This is a genomic window from Serratia aquatilis (assembly GCF_044865145.1).
Classification (GTDB): Bacteria; Pseudomonadota; Gammaproteobacteria; order Enterobacterales; family Enterobacteriaceae; genus Chania; species Chania aquatilis.
Genome location: NZ_CP173186.1, coordinates 4,988,599 through 5,013,060, shown reverse-complemented (window position 1 = coordinate 5,013,060; position 24,462 = coordinate 4,988,599). Strand labels below are relative to the sequence as shown.

The 24,462-nt window shown below is 52.1% G+C and carries 21 protein-coding genes; 13 read left to right on the top strand and 8 right to left on the bottom strand.

Translation table 11 applies throughout. From position 1 onward, the window contains the following. The first annotated feature begins 242 nt into the window (after positions 1-242). The gene (locus tag SAQUA_RS22860; protein WP_380676902.1) at positions 243-1,511 is read left to right on the top strand and encodes a cytosine deaminase; all 1,269 of its coding nucleotides are present in this window, start codon (positions 243-245) and stop codon (positions 1,509-1,511) included. 68 nt (positions 1,512-1,579) lie between these two features. On the opposite strand, the gene tsgA is transcribed toward SAQUA_RS22860, so the two are convergent. Continuing rightward, positions 1,580-2,764: an MFS transporter TsgA gene (gene tsgA / locus SAQUA_RS22855; RefSeq protein WP_380676763.1), complete on the bottom strand. Its 1,185-nt coding sequence runs from the start codon at positions 2,762-2,764 to the stop codon at positions 1,580-1,582. Positions 2,765-3,505: 741 nt separating this feature from the next. On the opposite strand from tsgA, the gene ppiA reads away from it, so the two are divergent. The 5 genes from ppiA (at position 3,506) to SAQUA_RS22830 (ending at position 8,706) form a co-directional block, all read left to right on the top strand. After that, a complete protein-coding gene (gene ppiA, locus SAQUA_RS22850) occupies positions 3,506-4,075 on the top strand; it encodes a peptidylprolyl isomerase A (protein WP_380676765.1) in 570 nt (189 codons plus the stop codon). A 163-nt stretch (positions 4,076-4,238) separates the two neighbouring features. Next, positions 4,239-5,924: a LytS/YhcK type 5TM receptor domain-containing protein gene (locus SAQUA_RS22845; RefSeq protein WP_380676767.1), complete on the top strand. Its 1,686-nt coding sequence runs from the start codon at positions 4,239-4,241 to the stop codon at positions 5,922-5,924. Beyond that, positions 5,924-6,649, top strand: coding sequence for a two-component system response regulator BtsR (btsR, locus tag SAQUA_RS22840; protein WP_380676769.1), 726 nt, complete (start codon positions 5,924-5,926; stop codon positions 6,647-6,649). Before SAQUA_RS22845 ends, btsR begins: the two co-directional genes overlap by 1 nt. 152 nt (positions 6,650-6,801) lie before the next feature. After that, positions 6,802-7,377, top strand: a complete 576-nt coding sequence (locus SAQUA_RS22835) for an aminodeoxychorismate synthase component II (RefSeq protein ID WP_380676771.1) — start codon at positions 6,802-6,804, stop codon at positions 7,375-7,377. A gap of 111 nt (positions 7,378-7,488) precedes the next feature. Beyond that, entirely contained in the window at positions 7,489-8,706 is a 1,218-nt protein-coding gene (locus tag SAQUA_RS22830; protein ID WP_380676773.1) for an aspartate aminotransferase family protein, read from the top strand. Between the two features lie 330 nt (positions 8,707-9,036). Here the strand turns inward: SAQUA_RS22830 and SAQUA_RS22825 are convergent, their stop codons facing one another. Further along, a complete protein-coding gene (locus tag SAQUA_RS22825) occupies positions 9,037-11,106 on the bottom strand; it encodes a YccS/YhfK family putative transporter (RefSeq protein ID WP_380676775.1) in 2,070 nt (689 codons plus the stop codon). 56 nt (positions 11,107-11,162) lie between these two features. Beyond that, complete coding sequence (gene crp, locus SAQUA_RS22820) at positions 11,163-11,795, bottom strand: cAMP-activated global transcriptional regulator CRP (protein WP_005969523.1); 633 nt, start codon at positions 11,793-11,795, stop codon at positions 11,163-11,165. A 381-nt stretch (positions 11,796-12,176) separates the two neighbouring features. On the opposite strand from crp, the gene SAQUA_RS22815 reads away from it, so the two are divergent. Next, complete coding sequence (locus tag SAQUA_RS22815) at positions 12,177-12,584, top strand: OsmC family protein (RefSeq protein WP_380676778.1); 408 nt, start codon at positions 12,177-12,179, stop codon at positions 12,582-12,584. Positions 12,585-12,586: 2 nt separating this feature from the next. Here the strand turns inward: SAQUA_RS22815 and SAQUA_RS22810 are convergent, their stop codons facing one another. Further along, positions 12,587-13,495, bottom strand: a complete 909-nt coding sequence (locus tag SAQUA_RS22810; RefSeq protein WP_380676780.1) for a LysR substrate-binding domain-containing protein — start codon at positions 13,493-13,495, stop codon at positions 12,587-12,589. Between the two features lie 193 nt (positions 13,496-13,688). On the opposite strand from SAQUA_RS22810, the gene SAQUA_RS22805 reads away from it, so the two are divergent. Further along, the gene (locus SAQUA_RS22805; RefSeq protein ID WP_380676782.1) at positions 13,689-14,879 is read left to right on the top strand and encodes an MFS transporter; all 1,191 of its coding nucleotides are present in this window, start codon (positions 13,689-13,691) and stop codon (positions 14,877-14,879) included. Positions 14,880-14,890: 11 nt separating this feature from the next. Next, a complete protein-coding gene (locus SAQUA_RS22800) occupies positions 14,891-16,063 on the top strand; it encodes an amidohydrolase (RefSeq protein WP_380676784.1) in 1,173 nt (390 codons plus the stop codon). 40 nt (positions 16,064-16,103) lie between these two features. Here SAQUA_RS22800 and SAQUA_RS22795 read toward each other — a convergent pair whose 3' ends face one another. The 3 genes from SAQUA_RS22795 to SAQUA_RS22785 all read right to left on the bottom strand — a co-directional run bounded on the left by SAQUA_RS22795 (position 16,104) and on the right by SAQUA_RS22785 (position 18,319). Beyond that, the gene (locus SAQUA_RS22795) at positions 16,104-16,973 is read right to left on the bottom strand and encodes a phosphoribulokinase (protein ID WP_380676786.1); all 870 of its coding nucleotides are present in this window, start codon (positions 16,971-16,973) and stop codon (positions 16,104-16,106) included. Positions 16,974-17,108: 135 nt separating this feature from the next. Next, positions 17,109-17,342: a YheU family protein gene (locus SAQUA_RS22790; RefSeq protein ID WP_380676788.1), complete on the bottom strand. Its 234-nt coding sequence runs from the start codon at positions 17,340-17,342 to the stop codon at positions 17,109-17,111. After that, positions 17,339-18,319, bottom strand: coding sequence for a hydrolase (locus SAQUA_RS22785; RefSeq protein WP_380676790.1), 981 nt, complete (start codon positions 18,317-18,319; stop codon positions 17,339-17,341). The genes SAQUA_RS22790 and SAQUA_RS22785 overlap by 4 nt, the downstream gene beginning before the upstream one ends. Before the next feature lie 118 nt (positions 18,320-18,437). Here SAQUA_RS22785 and SAQUA_RS22780 point away from each other — a divergent pair, with 118 nt between their 5' ends. Then, positions 18,438-19,040, top strand: a complete 603-nt coding sequence (locus SAQUA_RS22780) for a LysE family translocator (RefSeq protein WP_380676792.1) — start codon at positions 18,438-18,440, stop codon at positions 19,038-19,040. 10 nt (positions 19,041-19,050) lie between these two features. Then, positions 19,051-19,833 (top strand): PhzF family phenazine biosynthesis protein, encoded by a 783-nt coding sequence (locus tag SAQUA_RS22775; protein WP_380676794.1) that lies wholly within the window; start codon positions 19,051-19,053, stop codon positions 19,831-19,833. A gap of 93 nt (positions 19,834-19,926) precedes the next feature. Here SAQUA_RS22775 and SAQUA_RS22770 read toward each other — a convergent pair whose 3' ends face one another. After that, positions 19,927-21,846: an ABC transporter ATP-binding protein gene (locus SAQUA_RS22770; RefSeq protein ID WP_380676796.1), complete on the bottom strand. Its 1,920-nt coding sequence runs from the start codon at positions 21,844-21,846 to the stop codon at positions 19,927-19,929. 244 nt (positions 21,847-22,090) lie between these two features. Here SAQUA_RS22770 and kefG point away from each other — a divergent pair, with 244 nt between their 5' ends. Both kefG and kefB read left to right on the top strand, forming a co-directional pair. Then, positions 22,091-22,645 (top strand): glutathione-regulated potassium-efflux system ancillary protein KefG, encoded by a 555-nt coding sequence (gene kefG, locus SAQUA_RS22765; RefSeq protein WP_380676904.1) that lies wholly within the window; start codon positions 22,091-22,093, stop codon positions 22,643-22,645. After that, on the top strand, positions 22,645-24,450 hold the full coding sequence (kefB, locus tag SAQUA_RS22760) for a glutathione-regulated potassium-efflux system protein KefB (RefSeq protein WP_380676798.1): 1,806 nt from the start codon (positions 22,645-22,647) through the stop codon (positions 24,448-24,450). The genes kefG and kefB overlap by 1 nt, the downstream gene beginning before the upstream one ends. Positions 24,451-24,462: the final 12 nt, after the last annotated feature.

Sequence of the window (24,462 nt, the reverse complement as noted above, 5' to 3'; positions counted from 1 at the left end):
TGCCACCCTGACGGCAATTTATTGATACAAATCAAACGAGTCTCTATATACCTCTAAGGTGGTATGTGTGTGATTTTTATCGATATTTTATAAGCTGCGGTTTTCATTCAACTTTAGCTGAATCGAGACAGTTGATGAGAAGAATACCCATCTGGGATTAGCGACGCGGCAGGTTACTTTGTCAGCCTGTATGATTAAGGCCATGGCAGGTTAAGCAGAGGTGAAAAGTGGCGAATAATCCAGTGAAGTTTATCTACAATCTGCGTCTGAGCGGGCGTGAAGGATTATGGCAGTTGGCGGTCGAGCAGGGGCGTATTGCGCACATCATTCCCCAACCGGAAGGACTGGTGCAGCGCAGCGATGCTCTGGATGCACAAGGTGGGCTGGCGCTGCCTGCCTTTGTTGAGCCGCATATCCATCTGGATACTACGCAAACGGCAGGGCAACCGGCCTGGAATCAATCAGGCACGCTGTTTGAAGGTATCGAACGTTGGGCCGAGCGCAAGGCACAACTCACCCATGAAGACGTCAAACAACGTGCCTGGCAGACGCTGAAATGGCAAATTGCCAATGGTATCCAGTATGTGCGTACCCATGTTGATGTCTCCGACCCTACGCTGACCGCATTGCGTGCCATGCTGGAGGTCAAGCAAGAGGTGGCACCTTGGGTCACGTTGCAGATCGTGGCGTTCCCGCAGGAAGGGATTTTGTCATACCCCAATGGCGAAGCGTTGTTAGAGGAAGCCTTACGGCTTGGGGCGGATGTAGTTGGTGCAATACCACATTTTGAATTTACCCGTGAATACGGCGTGGAGTCGCTGCATAAGGCCTTTGCGCTGGCACAGAAATATGATCGTTTGGTCGACGTGCACTGTGATGAGATTGACGATGAGCAATCCCGCTTTGTCGAAACCGTGGCTGCGTTGGCACTGGCACACTCGATGGGCGATAAGGTCACCGCCAGTCATACTACGGCCATGCATTCTTACAATGGTGCCTATACCTCAAGGCTATTCCGCCTGTTGAAAATGTCCGGTATCAACTTTGTGGCCAATCCGCTGGTGAATATTCACCTGCAAGGGCGCTTTGATACTTACCCCAAACGGCGGGGCATCACCCGGGTGAAAGAGATGCTGGAGGCGGGTATTAATGTCTGTTTCGGTCACGACGATGTGTTTGATCCCTGGTATCCACTGGGCACCGCCAATATGTTGCAGGTGCTGCATATGGGGTTACACGTTTGCCAGTTGATGGGCTACGGGCAAATTAATGACGGATTGAATCTGATCACTACCCACAGTGCCCGCACTCTGCACCTGGAAGATTACGGTTTGAGTGCAGGTAACAGTGCCAATCTGGTGATCCTGCCAGCGGAAAACGGATTTGATGCCGTACGCCGCCAGACGCCGGTGCGTTATTCGATCCGTAACGGTGTGGTTATTGCTGCCACCCAACCTGCGGAAACAACGCTGTATCTGGCGCAGGAAGAGAAGGTTGATTTTCGGCGTTAGATGTAGAAAAGGTAATAAAAAAGGGTTCTGACGGAGCAGAACCCTTGAGACAGATTGATTAAAACTTGTTAGTGCGCGCTATGCCCATGGCTACGGTGTTTGGTAACAAAACCGAGCAGCAGACACATCACAAACACCACCAGATACAGGCCGTTGGCCGTGGTCAGCGCGGCGTGCGCACCGCCTTTGGCAACGATCGGGCCGGTAACCACGAAGGTCAGCATGGTGCCGATGGTGCCGCAGGTGAGAATGAAGTTGACCAGTTTCGGTGAAGAAACCTTGGTCTGCAGCGAACCCAGCGTAATCAACGTGGTGTAAATGGCGCTGGAGACGAAACCTAGCGCCAGCATGTAGTAGCCCAGGTAGTCCGGGTTATCGGTGCTGATAAACAGGTACATTGCGAAGGTCGCCAAGGCGGCCAGTAGGGTAACGATTCGTTGTAGATCGAAGAAGCGCAGTACGAAGCTGAATACCCACATGCCGATCATGTATGAAGTCCAGAAGTCGCTGACTACTTTCCCCGCCTGGCTGATATCCATACCAAAGGATTTGGTAGCGTATTCTGGTACCCACTGGATAAAGCCTAACTGACCGAGGATATAGCACAGGGCTGCGATGGAAAGGAACAGTACGCCGATCCCCCATTTTTCTTTCACTACCGGTTCGCCGCTTTCTGTGCCTTTGTTGCCCAAAACCGGAAACTCAGAACACAGGGTCAACACAAAGATCACCAGGTACAGCACGCCAATGCAGGCATAAACCCAGTACCAACCGATGCTGCGTGCCAGCAGGGTCGCGGCGATAATGGGAAAGATCATCCCGGCCATGCTGAAGAACGAGTCGGTAAACAGCAGACGTGAACCCCGCTGACGGCCAGCGTACATATGGGTGATCAGGAAGGTGCCGATCGACATGGTGATACCACTAACGACGCCGAGTACAAACATGCACAGCGAGAACATCGTCAGGCTTTTGCTAATCATCAACCCGGCAATTGCCAACACCATCAGGATGAAGCCAAAGATTAGCTGACGTTTTAGCGGGATGATCTCCATCAGCCAGGCATTCAGGAAAATCGAAATCAAGATACCGGCGTTAAGGAAAGTAAAGGTATTGCTCATACTGGAAACTGGCAGATTAAAGTAGTCTGCAATATTTCCCATCACCATCCCTGTGACGATAACTAATGCACCGGTCAGCGCGTAAGAAAAAAAGCTGATCCATGTTAGCCGGATGCGGTTGCTGTCATTCATGTAATAGGCCTGATTATGTCTGTTGAGGTATATACCCTTTGCCCTGCAAGTTACAGCGAGGGTGGCTGTGCTCAATGATGCCGCCCGTTGCGGGCTTCACCGTTGCAGCCTGGCTGCAACGCCTAGAGTGCGGATCCTAGCATAGCCAACGAGAGTTTTTGTGATGGTTGTCATTTTTTGGCTGCAATACATGAAATGATATAATTTATTCCTGTGATGTAAGCTGTATCCCTCAAATGATCGCTGGTGATGATTGTGTGCCATCTCGGTGATCGTGAAGTGTACGCTGGTGAGCGCTGGGCGAACGAAAGGGGCGCGTTCGACTTTTTCGCGCCCCGGTTCAATATCTACCAACGCCAGTTTAGTCCCCGGCAATTCTTAATGCGCTTGATCAACCCTTCTACCAGTTTTGGGGTAACTGCTGCCGCCACCAACAATAGCGATTTTCAATGAACTCATTAACAAGCCTTCTTCTGTGCCTGAGGGAGATAAAGTTCAATCATATTGTCGGCCAAATTCTGGATATCGCAAAAAACGCTGAGGTGAGAAAACATGCAAATAATGCGTGTTCGGCTTGGCAAAAATGGGTGTGGCGATCATACTGTCGGCAGGAAAAACCGGCCATGTTAGGAAGTCTCTGGCAATTTGGTAAATATTGGTAAATGGCTGGCGCTGCTCAGAGTAGCTCTTTAGAATTAATGCGCTTTTCCGTTGTTTGTCTCTTAGAGAAAGGACCTGTTCATGTTCAAACGTACTTTAGTGACCTTCGTTGCGCTGTGTTCCATGACAGCAATGGCACCCGCGGCATTGGCCGCTGGTGAAACTCACGTCATGCTGACCACCTCGGCAGGTAATATCGAGTTGGCCCTCGACAGCCAGAAGGCTCCCGTGTCCACCAAGAACTTCATCGACTACGTGAACAGCGGTTACTACAACAACACCATTTTCCACCGCGTGATCCCTGGTTTTATGGTGCAGGGCGGTGGTTTCACTGCAGATATGCAGCAGAAAACAGCCAAAGTACCGATTAAAAATGAGGCCGATAATGGTCTGCGTAATCTGCGTGGTACCATTTCTATGGCGCGCACCGCTGATAAAGACAGCGCTACCAGCCAGTTCTTCCTGAACGTGGCCGATAATGCTTTCCTCGATCATGGCCAGCGTGATTTTGGTTATGCGGTATTTGGTAAAGTGGTGAAAGGTATGGACGTGGTAGACAAAATCTCCCAGGTACCTACTGGTAACGTTGGCCCATACCAGAACGTTCCAAGCAAACCAATCGTGATCCTGTCGGCGAAAGTGCTGCCATAAAGCGAATGTGCCGGTTCCGCAAGGTGCCGGCAGTATTTCCCTCGCGAAGCCTTACCTGTATCACTGTTTTCTTCTGTACCCCATGATTTAATTGCCCGCCTATACCCAGACCGGATATCCGGCACACTGTATTTTCCCCCGTTGTTCAGGATCCACTGTTGTTATGTTCGAGTTTAGCCAGGTTTTGCTGCTGCTTCAGCAGATGAGTGTTTATCTTGTTATTGCTTATTTGTTGAGTAAAACGCCACTGTTTATTCCCCTGATGCAGGTGACTATCCGCCTACCGCACAAGCTGCTTTGCTACGTGATCTTTTCGGTGTTCTGCATTATGGGCACCTATTTCGGCTTACATATTCAGGACTCTATCGCCAACACTCGCGCTATCGGTGCCGTATTGGGTGGGCTGTTGGGGGGGCCTTCTGTCGGGTTTCTGGTCGGGCTGACCGGGGGATTACACCGCTATACCTTGGGTGGCATGACCGACGTGGCCTGCGCAATATCCACGGTAACGGAAGGATTGGTCGGAGGGGTCGTACACAGCATTGCCATGCGACGTGGGCGTATCGATCTGCTGTTTAATCCTTTGCTGGTGGCGGGCGTGGCGTTGACCGCAGAAGTGCTGCAGATGGCGATAATCCTGGTGGTTGCGCGCCCCTTTCCAGAAGCGGTGCAACTGGTAGAACATATTGCGTTGCCAATGTTGATCGCCAATACGGTGGGGGCGGCCATGTTCATGCAGATCCTGCTGGACAGGCGGGCCATGTTTGAGAAATACACCAGCGCGTTTTCTTCCAAAGCTCTCAAGATTGCTGAACGTACTGAAGGTATTCTGCGTCAGGGGTTTGACCAGGAAAACAGTATGAAGGTTGCCAAGGTGATTTATCAGGAACTGGGTATTGGCGCAGTGGCGATCACCGATCGTGACAAGCTGCTGGCATTCATTGGGATCGGCGACGATCATCATTTGCCGGGTACGCCAATCTCTTCGGTACATTCTCACCGCGCAATCGATAATAACGAAGTGGTCTACGCGGACGGTAACGAGCTATCTTACTGTTGCTCCATCAATGCCGTTTGTAAATTGGGTTCGACACTGGTGATCCCGCTGCGTGGAGAAAACCAGCGAGTGATTGGTACTATCAAGTTGTATGAACCCAAAACCAAGCTGTTTAGCACCATCAACCGAACTCTGGGGGAAGGGATCGCCAGCCTGCTGTCTGCACAAATCATGGCCGGCCAATATGAACGCCATAAACAGCTGCTGGCGCAGTCGGAAATCAAACTGTTGCACGCTCAGGTTAACCCCCATTTCTTGTTCAACGCACTCAATACGCTGGTTGCCGTGATCCGTCGCGACAGTGACCGGGCCTGCGAACTGGTGCAGTATCTCTCCACTTTCTTTCGCAAAAATCTTAAGCGTTCAGATGATGAAGTGAGTCTGGCAGATGAAATTGAGCATGTGAATGCTTACCTGCAGATTGAAAAAGCGCGTTTTGCCGATCGATTGGAGATTACGGTCTCGCTGCCGCAAGAGTTGCTTTCGGTCAGCTTACCGGCCTTCTCGCTACAGCCCATTGTTGAAAATGCCATCAAGCACGGAACTTCGCATTTGCTGGGGGTTGGCCGTATCGATATTGGCGCTCGATTGGAAGGAGAACATTTATTGTTGCAGGTCACAGATAATGCCGGGTTGTTTCGTAAACAGGAGGATGGTAGCGGGTTGGGGATGAACCTGGTGGATAGGCGCATACGCGTGCGCTATGGCGAGGATTACGGCGTGCAGGTCGTTTGTGAACCCGAGGTTTTTACCTGTATCACCGTTAATGTGCCGTTGGCGAGGGTTGCATAATGTTGAGCGTTTTGATTGTTGATGACGAACCTTCCGCCCGTGAAAACCTGCGCCATCTGCTTGAGGAAGAAGAAGGCATCACTATTGTGGGCGAGTGTGCCAACGCGATTGAAGCCATCAGCCAGATTAACCGTCTGCGGCCAGACGTAGTATTTCTGGATATTCAAATGCCGCGCATCAACGGGCTGGAAATGGTCGGTATGCTTGATCCAAGCAGCATGCCGTATATCGTATTCCTCACGGCTTATGACGAGTACGCCGTACAGGCTTTTGAAGAACATGCGTTCGATTACTTGCTGAAACCGGCAGAACCAAATCGGCTGAATAAAACGCTGCAGCGTTTGCGTCAAAGCCGCACGCCGCAAAATATTGCCGCGTTGGAGGAGAGCGCAGGCTATCTGAAATATATCCCCTGTACCGGCCATAGCCGCATCTATCTGTTGCGCTTTGATGAGGTGATCGCCATCCGATCCCGCTCGACCGGCGTGTATGTGGTCCGTAATGATGGCATGGAGTGTTTTACTGAACTTACCTTGCGTACGTTGGAAAACCGCACACCGCTGGTGCGCTGCCATCGGCAGTACCTGGTCAACCTTGAGCTGGTGAAGGAGATCCGTTTTGATGAAAGTGGCTCAGCAGAAATGATTATGCCTGTCGGCGAACCGGTGCCAGTTAGCCGCCGTTATCTCAAATCGCTGAAAGAAGAGCTGGGACTGCGTGGCTAATGGGCTACCCGAAAAGCGGCTGGTTTGACAATGCCTCGGTCTATGAAAGAATACGCCCATTCTCTATGTGAGCTGAGTCAAACAATGGCCTACCGACACCCAGAACAGGTTGTATCCAAGAATTATCCATTGGTCAGTAGGATAAGTTTACCATGCTACTGCTGATCGATAACTACGACTCCTTCACCTACAACCTGTACCAGTATTTTTGCGAATTGGGGGCCGAGGTGTTGGTGAAGCGCAATGATGAATTGCAACTGGCCGATATTGAAAGGCTGGCTCCGCAGCATTTAGTGATCTCACCCGGACCTTGTACCCCAAACGAAGCGGGGATCTCACTGGAGGCTATTGGTCATTTTGCAGGCAAGCTGCCGATACTCGGCGTCTGTCTTGGGCATCAGGCTTTAGGGCAGGCGTTTGGTGCCGATGTCGTTCGCGCACGCCAGGTGATGCACGGTAAGACTTCCTGTATCCACCATAGCAACCAAGGGGTATTTACCGGCCTGAATAACCCACTGACAGTGACGCGTTACCACTCACTAGTGCTCGATGCCGCCACCTTGCCTGACTGTTTTGAGGTTACGGCCTGGAGCCTGCGTGATAATGAGCAGGATGAAATCATGGGCATTCGCCACCGAACGTTGGCACTGGAGGGGGTTCAATTCCATCCTGAAAGTATCCTCAGCGAGCAAGGGCATCAACTGCTGGATAATTTCCTTAAAAGTTAGTCGGTTAGGATTTTTTCGCTGCTGAAAGAGATTTGGGTTTGCTCTTTATTGGTTTTTTATGCATATTTTGTGATTATATTTTCACTTAGTGTCTATTCGCCTGGAGCGCTGATGTCCGAGAAACTGTCTGTAAACCGAAGCACCTTCGATCAGGTTATTCTGCCTGTCTATGCACCCGCTCAGTTTGTACCGGTGAAAGGCAAGGGCAGCCGTGTATGGGATCAGCAGGGGAGAGAGTATATCGACTTCTCTGGCGGTATCGCAGTGACGGCGCTTGGGCACTGCCATCCTGCGCTGGTGGCCGCATTAAAGCAGCAAGGCGAAACCCTGTGGCACACCAGTAATGTGTTCACCAATGAGCCTGCGCTGCGTTTGGCCAGCAAACTGATCGCTGCCACCTTTGCCGACCGGGTGTTTTTTGCCAACTCGGGGGCAGAAGCTAATGAAGCTGCATTCAAGCTGGCACGCCATTATGCTGTAACCCGTCACAGCCCTTACAAAACAAAAATCATTGCGTTTCATAACGCTTTCCATGGCCGTACCCTGTTTACCGTTTCAGTGGGTGGCCAGCCGAAATACTCTGATGGTTTTGGGCCGAAACCCGCTGATATTGTGCATGTTCCCTTTAACGATCTCGCTGCGGTCAAAGCGGTGATGGACGATCACACTTGTGCGGTGGTGATGGAACCGATCCAGGGGGAAGGAGGGATCACCGTCGCGGAGATGGCGTTCCTCAAAGGTGTGCGTGAACTGTGTAACCAATACCAGGCTCTGCTGGTGTTCGATGAAGTACAAAGCGGTATGGGCCGTAGTGGTAAGCTGTTTACCTATATGCACTTAGGCGTTACGCCAGACATTCTGACCACAGCAAAAGCGTTAGGCGGTGGTTTCCCGGTGAGTGCGATGCTGACTACCGAAGAGATTGCTTCTGTGATGCAGGTGGGTACTCATGGCACTACCTATGGTGGAAACCCGCTGGCGTGTGCGGTGGCTGAGGCGGCACTTGATGTTATCAATACGCCGGAAGTGTTAAACGGCATTGAGCATCGGCACGGGGTATTTGTGCAGGCTCTGCAGAAAATAGACAGAAAGTACGGTGTTTTCAGTGATATTCGTGGCTTGGGGTTGTTGATCGGCGCAGAGCTGAAAGCCGAATATCGCGGTAAGGCTCGTGATTTCCTGACCGCCGCTGCCGCGCGTGGCTTGATGATCCTCAATGCCGGGCCAGACGTGATCCGCTTCGCTCCTTCGTTGGTGGTGGAGCTGGAAGATATCGAAGAAGGCATGGCTCTGTTTGAGTTGGCTGTGCAGGATGTGATTAACGCCTAGGCTGTATCCCTTAACTGTCCGTGGTGCCGTCGCAGACCCAAAAGCCCATTATCAAGGCGGAGGGCGCAGAGTAGAGTGGCCCTCTGTTCAAGCCCGACAACGCAGAGGATGGGCTTTTGGGGCGCGACCCGCAGGGTTGGGGCCATTTGTAAGCATTGCTGCGTTATTCGCCGCTTATTTGGTCCACCAAACCTCACGGCTCACGCCTTGCTCTGCGTACAAATGACCGCCAGCGGCGCTCGCGTCCAGTTAAGGGGCACAGCCTAGTGTCTCTGTGGAGGCTGAATATCAGGTGTGGCCTCTACTATATTGAAAATCGGCAGGTATATGTCAGCCGTCACGTAGTCTGCGTTTTAACCAAATCCCATGGTGTGGGCGTTGGCGCCAGGCCAGTGACGAAATGGTATGCATCACGCCCAGGTGTGAAAGTATGCGCCGCAAGTGGCGCTCCATTTCGGTTATTGGCATATCTGGGTGCAAATCTGGCAACTGCATGATGCTGCTACTGGTGTTCGGGCCGTCATACTCCAAGCGCTGCTGGCAACTTTGTAGCGCAATCTCACAACTTTGCAGATATTCCTCAGCCAGCTTTGGCGTCAGCATATAGTGCTCGCGTGCCAGAATGGTCATCGCATTCAGATGTTCGACAATAAACTGGTTGTGGGTGATCCATAACCGCATATCTGCCAGATAATCTGATTTGAACCCCGGCTCCTGCATCGCCTGATTGAGAGAGGTAAACAGGGTGTTATGCGCTTGATTAACCGACATTCGTGCATAGGCCAATTGGGCGGCATCCGGTTCCTCTAGTAACAAGCGTAACGCCGTTTGGTCATGCTCCAACGCCTGATGCGCATTTTTACGCAGCAACCCACTCTGCCATTGCGGCCACAGCCAGATTGTACCGCCAAATACCAGCACGCAGCCGATGAGCGTATCTATCAGCCGAGGCACCAGGAAATGAGTGCCGTTGAGGGCTAAAATTTGCAACGTGTAGACTGCGGTAATGGTGAAACCGATCACCGCCAGCCCGTAGTTTTTACGTAGAACCAGATAAGCCACGAGGGTGACTACCAGCATGATACACAGCGTCACCGTCTCCGGCAGTTGTAACTGTAACAACCCTGCTGCAATCACTAACCCGGCCACCGTGCCAAGCGCACGGTGTTGGATCCTCACCCGCGTGGCGTTGTAGCCGTTCTGGCTGACCAGCATGATGGTCAGTAAGATCCAATAGGGTTTTGGCAGATTGAAAATCATCCCCAGGCTGCTGCCGACGGCGAGTATCACCCCCAGCCGGGTCGCATTTCGCAAGGCGTTGGATTTGGGTGAAAGATAACTCACCACCGCAGGCCAGAACGGTAACCGCGACTGATTGACCATCAGGTCACGGCGATAAAGTGGGCGCTGAGTGCGCAGCAGGCGTGCGATGCGGCTGAAGTGGTAATAGCAGAATTGCCCGACCGGCTTATCAGCATGTTGTGTGGCGACTTTTTCCAATGCAGCCAGCTCGTTCTTCATACCAAAGCGTTTGGAACGTCGATGATAAAGAATGTCGCCAGCCACTTCGCGCAGGCGCGCTGCGATAACTTGCGCATTGCGGCGGATAATCGCTTCGGCCTGACTTTGCTCAACCAGTTTTTGTACCTCTTCCGGCTGGTGCAGGCTGACGGTAATGTGTTCCTGCAGATCGAGCGCGACCTGGAATCTGCGCTGCAAACGCTTTTGCTCGACATTACTGGCATGGGGCAGGAAGTTGAGTTGCTGGTATAACAGGCTGATCAGATCCATCACCTGTTGTTGGCGTTTCAATAAAGGCGGTAGAGCGGTTTCCGGATCGGTGTGCTGAGTCAGCAGTGAGTATTTGGCTTCTAGATAGTCGGCCAACTGGATATAGAGTTGGCTGAGGGATTCACGCATCGGCTGCTCTTTCCACAGCTTGAACCAGAACCAGGTGAACAACCCGTACCACGCCGTGCCTACGATATACAGCAAGGGGGTATGCCATATGGGTACACTGCCCGCCATACTGAGTGAGAAGATGGCGGCGACAAGGGCGGCGGGCAACAGACGCGCGTGCAGTGGGCTGATTTCACCGCTGACACCGAGTAACAATGCCATTCCCAGCATCAGTAAAGGCAACGGAATATGCCACAGCAGCGCCTGCTGCAGCAAAATACTGCTGAGGGCGAACAACGAACCACCAACGATCAGACGTTTGAAGAAGCGTTTGTGGGGGGTATCTAGCCCAGCAATATTGCAACAGGCGGGAACCAGCGAGAACAGTAACCCTAACTGCAGGTTGCTAATCAGCAATCCAAAAACCACGGGTAGGCAAAGCACCAGTGTTTGTCGCAGTGCGTAATTGACTTCAGGGTGGTAGATCAGGCGACGCCACATGGTTTGCTATTCAGCAGCTAAAGACACGGCGCCTTGTAGCGCCGTGTTTTCAAGGATTAACGTGTACCGTATACGACAATAGTTTTGCCGTGAGCGGAAATCAGGTTTTGGTCTTCGAGCATTTTCAGAATACGACCGACGGTTTCACGCGAGCAACCGACGATTTGGCCAATTTCCTGGCGGGTAATTTTGATCTGCATACCATCAGGGTGGGTCATGGCATCAGGTTGTTTTGCCAGATTCAGCAAGGTCTGTGCGATGCGGCCAGTAACGTCAAGGAAGGCGAGGTTACCCACTTTCTCTGAAGTGACTTGTAGACGGTTTGCCATCTGTGCGGACAGGCGCATCAGAATATCCGGGTTCACCTGGATCAGTTGGCGGAATTTCTTGTAGGAAATTTCAGCCACTTCACAGGCTGTTTTTGCTCTCACCCAGGCGCTTCGCTCCTGGCCTTCTTCAAATAATCCGAGCTCGCCGATGAAATCCCCCTGGTTAAGGTAGGACAGGATCATCTCTTTGCCTTCTTCATCCTTAATCAGCACCGCGACGGAACCTTTTACGATGTAGTAAAGCGTTTCGGCTTTTTCACCTTGGTGAATCAGCGTACTCTTCGATGGATATTTGTGGATATGGCAATGAGACAGGAACCATTCAAGAGTCGGGTCTGTTTGCGGTTTGCCGAGAACCATTCGCTGTTATCCTCTGTTGTAATCGCTGCCTTGTATCACAGGGGTCAGAGTTCCCTGTAAAACGTGCTTCTAGCCTGGTTTATTATTAGTGGCTATCAACAGGTTTTGAGGCGTGTTATAGAAATACGCTTATGTTCTAGCATATTGACTTGCGTGGAGTGCTGCAAGCTACATTCTGTTAACATGCCAATATAGGGGCCTTTCCTTGGACATTTCCCTGAAATCGGTGACCTGGAAAGAGTTATTGCGGCTTTGTTTGTAGCACAGAGTGAGGCGAGTGTCTTGTGTTGTCTCGCTTCAGCATGATTAGCATCAGGTTCCGTTGCCAGTTTCTATGCGAAAGCGTACTTTGTTTTTCAGAAATAAACCGGAGAGTACAAAATGCAGGCAAGAGTCAAGTGGGTAGAAGGGCTGACATTTATGGGTGAGTCCGCTTCTGGTCACCAGGTATTGATGGATGGTAACGCGGGGGAGAAAGCGCCAAGTCCGATGGAAATGGTACTGATGTCTGTGGGTGGCTGCAGTGCTATCGATGTGGTGTCAATTTTGCAAAAAGGGCGTAACGATATCGTTGATTGTGAAGTAAAACTGACATCAGAACGCCGAGAAGAAGCCCCTCGCCTGTTTACCCATATCAACCTGCACTTTATTGTCGCGGGTAAAGGGCTGACCGATAAGATCGTGGAACGAGCGGTAAACCTTTCCGCAGAGAAATATTGCTCCGTTGCGCTGATGCTGAATAAAGCCGCCAGCGTCACCCATAGCTTTGAAATCCGCGAGATTGCCTGAGCCTACCAACGGTAACGCTGGCAGTATGTGCGCAATAAATCAAGAAAGCGCCGCGCCGTGATGGTTAGCGGCGATTTTTGCGAGTACAGCACGCAATACTGTGCCTGCGGCAGACAGTCGATAGGCAATGCCACCAGCTTATGCTGCAAATAAAGCGGCGTCGCCATCGCTCGTGCCACGATAGTCAGATAGCCAGCCTCCAGTACCATACTCAGTCCATATGCTACCGAATCAGAACGGATGGGCGTGTGGGGCAGCTGCTGGTAGAAGGTGCCGAGCACCGACTGTAGCTGCTGGTAATACCCCATGTCGGTTTCCGGTAATACCAGTTTTGCCTCGCGGAGCTCGTCCAGTGATTTCGCCTGTGCCAGCGGGTGCCCTTGGCGGGCAATAATACAGAAAGGGGCGTTGAACAGCGGCTCGCGCACCAAATCTTCTAAAGGTAGTTCCGGACTAACGGTGCCGACGGCAAAATCCAGGCGCCCCTCACGTAATGCTGGTAGTAGGGTCGACATCTGGGCTTCACGGATCAGCAGATTGGCCTGTGGAAATGGCTGTTTGAACTCTTCTACCAACTCAGGGAGTACCGTTAGAGCCAGTAAAGAAGAACATCCCACCGCAACGCTGCCCTGCGAATGCTGGTTCAACTGCTGGATCTCATCGGTGGCACGCTGTAGTTCTTCCAGAATCAGCTGCATTCGCAGAGCGAACGCCCGGCCCGTTTCGGTCAGCGTCATCCCCTGGCTACTACGAATGATCAACTGGGTTTCCAGCACTTGTTCCAATTCGCGAATAGTGCGGCTTACCGCTGGCTGGGACTGCCCCAGGGCACGCGCCGCGCCGCGAATGCTGCCGCTACGGATCACCTGTTGGAACACTTTAAGTTGCTGTAATTTTGGTAAATACCCCATTCCTGCCCCTATCAGCAAAAGCTATCACTACTTAAAAAATTGTATCTTATGCAACATGGTAAAAGCCTATAGTTTCTAAGGTATTGATATAAGTGATTGTTATTTAAGGTTATAAAGTGACCTGGATCACACTATCAAAACAAGCCCGCCAGGATGGGGGAGGTCTTAGTGATAACTTAAAGGAATACCAGCGATGAAAAGTCGTTCACTAATGATTTTTTTGCTGTTTGTGGGTTATGTCGTGGTTTACATCGATAAAACCGTAATGGGTTTTGCACTGTTACCTATTGAACGTGAGTTCAATCTGCAGGCTGAGCAACTGGGATACATTACCGGGATGTTCTTCCTGGCCTACTCATTGTTCCAGATACCGGCAGGCTGGCTTAATGACCGTTTTGGCTTCAAGAAAGTCCTGTGCAGTTCGCTACTGCTGCTTGGCGGGTTTGCGCTGTGCTTCGGCATTCTGGGGTTCGGCCTGGGGCTGCTGGTGACGTTCCGTTTCCTTTCCGGTATTGGCCACTCTGGCTACCCTTGCTCTTGCGCCAAAGCCGTAGTGGCGAATTTCTCGCTAGAACAACGCACCTTTGCGCAATCGATCCTGCTTTCCTCCGCCGGGTTGGCGATGACCGCTGGGCCGCTAGTCGCAGTTTATTGTCTGGATCATATTGGTTGGCGCGGTTCCTTCTCGGCTCTTGGCCTGCTGGCATTCGCGATTGCCGCCTGTATCTTGTGGCTGGTGCCCAACCCGCCTCAGGCTGAGCGCACCCAGCCCGGTGCAACCGGGGCCAGCTATAAAGCCTTGTTGAAAAGCCCGATAGTGTTGCTGCTATTTGTGGCGATCTTCTGCATCAACATCCCGTCTTACGGTTTGATGGCTTGGTTACCGAAATTTCTGGTCCAGCAACGCGGGCTACCGATCGGTGTTTCCAGCATGGTGGTGGCTGCCGGTGGTTTGGGGATCTGGATCTCTTCCCTCGGCACCGGCTGGTTGGTGGGGCGTTATCTGCAAGGGCGTGAGCCAATGGTGATCTGTATGAGTTCCCTACTTAGCGCAATCTGCATCTGGCTGGTGTTTACCAGCGAATCGCCACTGGCCGCAAGCCTGTTCTTGTTCCTGAGCTATGTGTTTCTGATGGCGTCATTTGTCACGGTTTTCACCTTACCTATGAAACGCCTGCCTGCGGAAGTAATGGGGGCCGCAATGGGGCTGATCAACACCGGCGGCACCCTGGGGGGATTTGTTGCGCCGATTGCCATGGGCTATTTGATCACCCTAAGTCACGATTACATGTCGACGTTTATCTTTTTGGCACTCGCCATGGTGGTTTCTGGGTTAGTGATCCTGCCACTGGCGAGTCAGTCACGCCAGCCGATATTGAATTGAGGAGTACGAGAATGAATATTGAACAGTTGATAGCTGATGTTGAACAGCAGGTCCTGAACTGGCGTCGTCATCTGCATGCTCATCCAGAGTTATCTTTCCATGAGGCGCAGACAGCCGATTATATTGCCGAGCAACTCGCCAGTTTTGGCCCATTAACCCTAACCCGTCCTACCCCGAATAGCGTGGTTGCCGAATTGCAGGGGGCTGCACCGGGGCCATGTTTTGCCTTGCGTGCTGACATTGACGCCTTGCCAATCCAGGAAGAAAACGACGAACCCTTTTGCTCGACGCGGCCAGGGGTGATGCACGCCTGTGGCCACGATGCCCATAGCGCGATGCTTCTGGGGGCGGCCAGGGTACTATGCCAGTTACAATCCCGGTTACAGGGCTCCGTGCGTTTTATCTTCCAACATGCTGAGGAGGTACCGCCGGGGGGCGCGCAGCAGTTGGTGGATCTGGGCGTACTGGATGGTGTGAAGATGATCTTCGGCCTGCATGTGATGCCAAACTTCCCTACCGGTGAAGTGGCTTTAAAACCGGGCGTTTTCAGTGCTTCCAGTGATAACTTCGATATCGTGCTGCAGGGAAAAGGGGGCCACGGATCGATGCCCCACTTGTGTATCGACCCCATCCCTATTGGTGCAGAAGTCGTCACCGCATTGCAGCAGATTGTTGCGCGTAAGTTGGATCCGTTGAATGTCCCTGTCCTGACGGTGGCCACTTTCCAAGGAGGCGACAGCTATAACGTCATTCCTGACAGCGTCAGGCTGGCAGGCACTTTGCGTACCCATAATCGGGAGGTACGCGAGCGGGTGCCGCAGTTGGTTGAACAAACCATCGCTGGGATCAGCCAGGCTCATGGTGCCAGCTACAAGGTGAGTTGGACGCGTGGTTACACCATCGGTAATAACCATCCGGACGCGTGCGCCATTGCGCGTGAGGTGATTGCCGAAACCGTGGGGCCGCAAGCATTGCGGGAAATGACAACACCGATGTTTGGCAGTGAGGATTTCTCCTCTTATCAGGAGAAAGTGCCAGGGTGTTTCCTGTTTATCGGTAGCGGTAATGAAGCGATTGGTGCAACTTACGGTGTACATAATCCCAGGTTTAAACTGGATGAGGCGGCATTACTGATCGGGGTGCAACTGCACGTCGGCTTTATTCGCCGTTTGCTGATGCGTTAACGACGTTTGGCGCGGTAATAAACCGCGCCAAACAAGGTTGTTATTCTATCTTCTTGCCTTCCAATAACCGCTGGACCAGTGGAGCCATGATCAACTCCATTGCCAGCCCCATTTTGCCCCCCGGCACGACCAGCGTATTAATATGTGAAATAAACGATCCCTGCAGCATGGCTAACAGGTAGGGGAAGTCGATCTGATCTAAACCGCGAAAATGGATCACCACCAGGCTTTCATCCAGTGAAGGAATGGCTTTAGCGGCAAACGGGTTGGAGGTATCCACCGTCGGAACGCGCTGGAAGTTGATGTGGGTGCGCGAGAATTGGGGGGTAATAAAGTTAATGTAGTCTTCCATCGAACGCACCACGGAGTCCATCACCGCCTCACGCGAGTGGCCACGTTCACCGGTGTCACGCACCAGCTTCTGGATCCATTCGAGGTTCACAATTGGAACCACGCCAACCAGCAGATCAACATGTTTAGCCACATCGACGCGATCTGTCACTACCCCACCATGCAAGCCTTCATAAAACAACACGTCAGTTGGAACCGGCAAGGGTTCCCAGGGAGTGAAAGTGCCTGGAACCTGATTGTAGGGCACCGCTTCATCGTAGGTGTGCAGATATTTGCGAGAACGACCAGTGCCGTCTTTGCCATATTGGATAAAGCTTTGCTCAAGCAGGCCAAAATTATTGGCTTCCGGGCCGAAGTAGCTGATATGGCGACCTAAATCGCGCGCTTTACGGATGGCAGCATCCATTTCCGGCCGGGTAAAGTGATGGAAACTATCGCCTTCCAACTGAGCAGCACGGATGTTTAGCTGTTGGAAAATTTTGCGGAAAGCCTGGCTGGTGGTGGTAGTCCCGGCACCGCTGGAGCCGGTTACCGCGATAATAGGATGCTTGGCAGACATAGTTGTAAGTCACTCCGAATTTAGTACGCGTGAGTCAGGCTGTGGTGACCTTTTCCCCGTGACCCTGTGCGCGCCTTGGTTGGCAATAATCCATTGTTACCTGATTTTTTGTGCCAGTCATAGGCCTGAAGTCGACTAAATATCTTCTTGCCCGGCTCGTATCTGCCCACGAGGCATCAGATTAATAGTCTCATGCAACTCCGACCACACCAGAACCACCTCACCACTTTTTAACTGTCGGTGCACATCTCCTACCTTTTGCTCCAGCGTGCGCTCATGCTCGCCATAGTCGGTTCCTTCACGCAGGACAAAGGATTCGATCAGGCTATTCAGGGTCTCTTTTTCAAGCTCTTGCCAGGGGATAATCACGTTGTCGATTCCAAGAAAGGGGAAAGCCAGGATGGAATACGGTATTCCAGCCACATTTGTGGTTTTTTTAATGTGCCGCCAACAAAGCCAACGTGACCGCCACATTCCGTCAACTGATATTCGATATTGGCTGGCAGACTGGCGAAATCCGGGATCACCTCATCTGTCATAAAGGGATCGTCTTTAGCATGAATGATCAGCAATGGCGTGGTGATCTGCGGCAACAGAGGTAAGGCACTGCAACGGCGATAATAATCAACAGCATTACTGAAACCGTGAATGCGCGAGGTTATCACTTCATCAAATTCGCGGATGCGCCGTAATTTGTTTAACTGTGGCAGATTGAGCGGCAGCGTACCTGGATAATACAGTAGTTTACGCGCCGCGTTCTGCTTAAGCTGGCCCAGAAGGTAGTGCTGATAAACGCGGGAAAACCCCTGTTCCATTCGTATGGAACACGGTTCCAACATCAGCGGTGCAGAGACGATCACTGCCGCCTGTAATAGACTGTCATCCCCCTGTTGTGCCAGATAGTAAGCCAGCATATTGCCGCCAAGAGAAATGCCGACCGCTGCGGTGGGTGCTTCACCAAGGCTTCCTCGCAACCATCGCAGGAAAAAACGGGCATCTTCTGTTTCACCGGAGTGATAGATGCGTTGTTTGCGATTGGGAACACCGCTGCAGCCGCGAAAATGCATGATCACCCCCAGCCAACCCTTTTCGCGCCACGCATTGAGCAGCCCGTGGGCATAAGGGCTGTAAAAATTACCCTCCAACCCATGAAATAGCACGACGCGTGGTTTATTGCGCGCCAAATAGGGATCTTCATTCCAGGCCAGATCGACAAAATCGCCATCGGGCAATTCCAACCGTTGCCAGAATGGTTTCAACATGACACGACGACGAACCAGCCGTGGCAGCAGGGTTTGCAGATGTGGATTACTGGCCCCAGTCATGGGACGGAAGGATTCATTCATAGTTGAAGAAAATTCTTGTTGGCGGCTATTGTGTGATCAATACCGCACTGTTAGCTTCAATATCCAATGTGAACAATCATACTGCAAAAAAAACATTTGGGTGAGGAGCACCCACCTCATGGAACTGAGTTTATTTCTTTCGATGCTAGGCTTCTTATGGGTTGCGGCAATCACGCCGGGCCCAAATAACATGCTGCTCACTACTTCTGGTGCCAATTTTGGTTTTATGCGTTCGTTGTGGCTGATGATTGGCATTATGTTGGGTATGCAAAGTATTTTGTTGCTGGTGGCCTTTGGCGTCGGGGGATTGATCCTGATTTATCCCTCCTTGCACCTGATCCTGAAGATCCTCGGTAGCCTCTATCTGCTATGGCTGGCATGGAAAGTGGCTACCGCAGCCTATGAAAAGCTGGAAACAGATGCGGCACCGCCAAAGCCTATTCGCCTTTATCAAGGATGGCTGTTGCAGTTCCTCAACCCAAAAGCCTGGTTAATGGCATTGGGGGCGGTGGCGAGTTTTAGCCTGGCGGGGGATAAATACAATCACTCTATTCTGGCAATCGCCTTCGGCATTTTTGCCGTAAATATGGTGGCCGGAGTCATCTGGTTAGGATTTGGCACGGTGATTGGTCGTCTGCTGCGTAGTAAGAAAGCCTGGGTTATCTTTAACGTTTCGATGGGGCTGTTAACCGCGGCCTGTGTATTACTGATTTGGCATTAAGGGAACGCAGATGGACGAGAATTATTTTCACGTTGATGCTTTTATCGGTGACGGGCTGCGCGGTAATCCTGCGGGAGTTTGTCTGCTGAAACACCCCTTGGATACGGCGCAAATGCAAGCTATTGCCAACGAGCTCTACCTGCCGGAAACCAGCTTTGTTTGGGAAGATGGTGATATGCATGCGATCCGCTGGTTTACGCCAACGCGCGAGGTTGATCTCTGTGGACACGCCACGCTCGCCACCGCTCATGTCTTGCTAAACGTGATAAATCCGGCGCAGAGTGATATCCGTTTCCGCTCCGCCAGCGGTGAGTTATATGTAAAACGTGATGCTGCAGACGGTGAACGTCTGATCCTTGATTTCCCTTCTCGTCCACCGCAGAAAGTAGCCGAACCAGCGCTATTAGCAACGTTACTCGGTGCCCAACCGCTGGAAGTATGGCAAGCGAGGTCGATGATGGTGGTATTGGCTAATGAAGGGCAGGTAAAAGCATTGCAGCCAGACATCCCCGAGTTGATCGACAATGTTGGCTGTGGCGTGATCGTGACGGCGCCGGGCGATGAAGTTGATTTTGTCTCGCGTTACTTCTCTCTGGATCGCAGTGAAGACCCGGTAACGGGCTCTTCTCACTGTACGCTGATGCCTTATTGGACGGCGCGTCTTGGCCGCCACGTTTTACATGCCAGGCAGCTATCGGCGCGGGGCGGTGAATTGTTCTGCGAACTCAAAGGTGATCGCACGTTACTGGGCGGTTATGCATGCATTTTCCTGAGGGGAGAGATCGGTTTATAAACTGGGGATGGTTGTTTATCAGCAATAATAAATTCACCTTGCATGGCAAGGTGAATGGGATGCAAAAGTTATTCCTGCGGTTGAGTATCAGGTTTAACTCTCTGATTCAAATGCCTGAGTCAGGTTTTCCAACTGCTCCTGCGCCTCCAGCCAGGTCATTTCTGTCTCTTCCAAAGCAGATTTGGCCTCGCTCTGCTTTTGCAGGCATTCGGTCAATTCGGTTTTCCGGTTGATGTCATACAACGCTGAATCAGCCAGTTGTTCTTCCACTGCCGCCAACTCGGCCCCCAGCTTGTCCATTTGCTGTTCCAGCTTGGCGATCTGTTTACGTAACGGCTGGGTTTGTGCACGGAACTCGGCTTCACGGCGCTTCTGATCTTTACGCGCTTGCGCGCTGTTACCGTTATCCTGCTTCGATGGGGCATCCTGCTGAGCCTGCTGTTTTTGCAAGTCGCTAAGCCACTGCTGGTAATCGTCCAGATCGCCCTCAAACGGTTCTACCTGGCCGTCATGCACCAGATAAAGATCGTCGGTAGTGGAACGAAGCAAGTGACGGTCGTGCGAAACGACCACTAAAGCGCCTTCAAAGTCGATCAGTGCTTCAGTCAACGCCTGGCGCATATCCAGATCCAGGTGGTTGGTTGGTTCATCGAGCAGCAGTAGGTTGGGCCGTTGCCAGACGATTAACGCCAGAACCAGCCGCGCCTTTTCACCACCTGAAAAACGCTCGGTAACCTCGGTAACTTTATCGCCCTGAAAACCGAAGCCGCCGAGATAATCACGTAGCTGCTGTTCCAACACTCGCGGCGCAATGCGGCTCAGATGCTGCAACGGTGATTCATCAGCGCGCAGGAACTCCAACTGATGCTGCGCGAAGTAGCCCAGTTTTATGCCCTTTGCCAGCCCAACTTCACCGCTCAGTGATGGCAGGGTGCCAGCCAGTAATTTAATCAGGGTCGACTTACCGGCACCGTTACGGCCCAGCAAACCAATGCGTGAACCTGGCACCAGATTGAGCTTGATCGACTGCAGGACCACTTTATCACCGTATCCAGCACTGACTTTCTCCATGCGCAGCAGCGGGTTTGGCAGGCTCTCCGGTTCGCGGAAGCTAAAGCTGAAGGGGTTATCAACATGTGCAGGGGCAATTAGCTCCATGCGTTCCAGCATCTTGATACGGCTCTGTGCCTGCTTGGCTTTGGAGGCCTTGGCACGGAAACGGTCAATATAGCTATGCAGGTGGGCTACTTTCTCCTGCTGGCTTTGATAGAGCGACTGTTGTTGTGCCAGCTTGGTAACACGCTGGCGCTCGAACGAGGAATAGTTACCGGTATACTCGTTTATGGTCTGATTCTCGATATGCAGGATTTTGTCGACAATCGGGTCGAGAAAGTCCCGGTCGTGCGAAATCAGTACCAACGTGCCCGGATAGTTTTTCAACCAGCGTTCCAGCCAGATAACCGCATCCAGATCCAGGTGGTTGGTCGGTTCGTCGAGTAACAGTAAATCAGAACGGCAAACCAGAGCCTGTGCCAGATTGAGGCGCATACGCCAACCACCGGAGAACGCGCGTACTGGGTTGAGTAACTGCTCATTGGAAAAACCTAAACCGTGCAGCAGGCTGGCGGCACGGGCGCGGATGGTCCAGGCATCGATAGCATCAAGCTTGCCGTGCAGCGTGGCGATGGCATGGCCGTCGTCGTTATGGTTTGCCAGTTGCAATTCAGCTTCGAGCTGACGAAATTCGCGATCGCCATCAATAACATACTCAATGGCAGGCACATCCAATGCTGGTGTTTCCTGATTAACCCAGGCTAATGCCCAATTGCCAGGGAAGGTATAACTCCCGCTATCTGCGGCGATTTCACCCTTTAGCAGTGCTAATAGTGTCGATTTACCACAACCGTTCTTGCCCACCAGGCCAACTTTTTGACCTGGATTAACCGTCGCAGTGGCGTTGTCCAACAAGACGCGAGTACCGCGTCGGATTTGTAGCGAGGAAAATACAATCATAAAGCGCCGTATGTTTAGAGTATGTTAAATTGGAATCGGTTTACATTAACAGGACACTCACCAATTTCTTTCAAGTTGCGGTTGTGCGGTAAATTGTTGCATTCTCACGTGCTTACTTAAGTAAGGGAGTACAGCCAATAACGCAGCAGCTTGAAGAACACGGTTTTATGCTGCCCTAATAATTAGTCTTTGCGTTGCATGGTAACGGAAATCTACCAGCCTGACGACGCTTTGGAGGGGAATGATGTCGCAGCCACCTAAGGTTTTGCTGCTGTATACCCATCCGGAATCCCAGAACTCGGTAGCGAATCGGGTTTTGTTAAAGCCGGCACAGCAATTGGAACATGTTACCGTGCACGACTTATACGCGCACTATCCTGACTTTTTTATTGATATCCAGCATGAACAACAGTTGTTGCGTGACCATCAGATTATTGTGTTTCAACACCCCTTATATACCTATAGCAGCCCGGCTTTATTGAAGGAGTGGATAGATCGTGTGCTGACCCGTGGCTTTGCCAGCGGTATTGGCGGCAATGCGCTGGCAGGTAAATACTGGCGTTCGGTGATCACTACCGGGGATCCTGCGGGGGCATACAGTACTGGGGGTTATAACCGCTATTCAATCGAAGATATTCTGCGCCCTTTTGAACTCACCGCAGCCATGTGTCATATGCACTGGTTAACGCCGATGGTGGTGTACTGGGCTCGCCGCCAGAAACCGGAAGTGCTGAGTAGCCATGCCGATGCCTATGAAGATTGGCTACGTCATCCTTTACCGCACAAGGGGAGACTGTGATGGAAGGCTCAGCGCTGATCAGTGCCATACTGTTGTTCCTGTTTGCGGCCGTGGTGACCGTGCCCATCGCCCGCCGCCTGGGTATAGGGGCGGTTTTAGGTTACCTGATTGCCGGGATTGCCATCGGCCCTTGGGGGTTGGGGTTTATTCGCGATGTCGATGAAATCCTGCATTTCTCCGAGCTTGGTGTCGTGTTTCTGATGTTTATCATTGGGTTGGAGCTGAATCCGGCCAAGCTGTGGCAACTGCGTCGCTCGATCTTCGGTGTTGGTGCCGGGCAAGTGTTGATCACCGCTGCAGTGATGGGAACGCTGCTTTACTTCAGCCATTTTGCCTGGCAGGCCGCGGTGATTGGCGGTATTGGCCTGGCGATGTCGTCAACGGCCATGGCGCTGCAACTGATGCGTGAAAAGGGCATGAACCGCAATGAAGGGGGCCAGCTCGGCTTTTCTGTGTTGCTATTTCAGGATATGGCGGTGATCCCGGCGTTGGCACTCATCCCCATCTTGGCCGGAGGTGCTGGTAACAGCGACGATTGGGCCGATATTGCCATCAAGGTTGCGGCATTCGCTGGCATGCTGATTGGTGGCCGCTTTCTGTTACGTCCTCTGTTTCGTTATATCGCCTCATCTGGTGTGCGGGAGATCTTCACCGCTGCTGCGCTGCTGGTTGTGCTGGGGGCGGCGCTGTTTATGGAAACCCTGGGGCTGTCGATGGCATTGGGCACATTTATCGCCGGAGTGCTGTTAGCGGAGAGTGAATATCGCCACGAGTTGGAAATTGCCATCGAACCTTTCAAAGGGTTGCTGCTCGGGCTGTTTTTCATCTCGGTAGGCATGGCCTTGAATATGGGCGTGCTCTACACCCATCTGGCGCAAGTGCTCTTGGGGGTGTTGGTTCTGGTCGCCGTCAAGTCAGGCGTTTTGTACTCGCTGGCGAGCGTCTTTGGTTTACGTAGTGCCGTACGCACGCAGTTTTCTGGTGTGCTGAGTCAAGGCGGGGAGTTTGCCTTCGTTTTGTTCTCGGCAGCGTCAGCTCAGCATGTGCTGAATGCAAAACAGCTGGCACTGTTGTCGGTGGTGGTGACACTTTCTATGATGACGACACCGCTGCTGATGCAGATAATCGACCGTATTCTCGCTCGTCGCTACAACGCTCAGGATGAACATGAAGAGAAGCCCCATGTTGAGGACGACGATCCCCAGGTAATTATTGTTGGTTTTGGCCGTTTCGGGCAGGTGGTTGGCCGTTTGCTGATGGCTAATAAGATGCGTATTACCGTGCTTGAGCGTGACGTCAGTGCGGTTGGCGTGCTACGCCGCTATGGCTATAAGGTGTATTACGGAGACGCAACCGAGTTGGAACTGTTACGTGCGGCAGGTGCTGAGAAGGCTAAATCTATCGTTATTACCTGCAACGAGCCTGAAGATACGATGGCCGTTGTTCATTTGTGCCAGACGCATTTCCCAAACCTTTCAATTCTGGCGCGGGCTCGCGGCCGTGTGGAAGCGCACGAACTGTTGCAGGCTGGTGTAAAACAGTTCAGCCGAGAAACGTTTTCCAGTGCGCTTGAACTGGGGCGTAAAACATTGACTGAGTTGGGCATGCATCCTCATCAGGCGTATCGTGCGCAGCAGCACTTCCGCCGGTTGGATATGCGCATGTTGCGAGAGTTAATGCCACCGCATCAGGGCGATGTGGCGCAGATCTCGCGCGTTAAAGAAGCACGGCGTGAACTGGAAGAACTTTTCCACCGCGAAATGCAAAAAGAAAAACGACAGTTCGACGGCTGGGATGAAGACTAGACGAACCCCTCG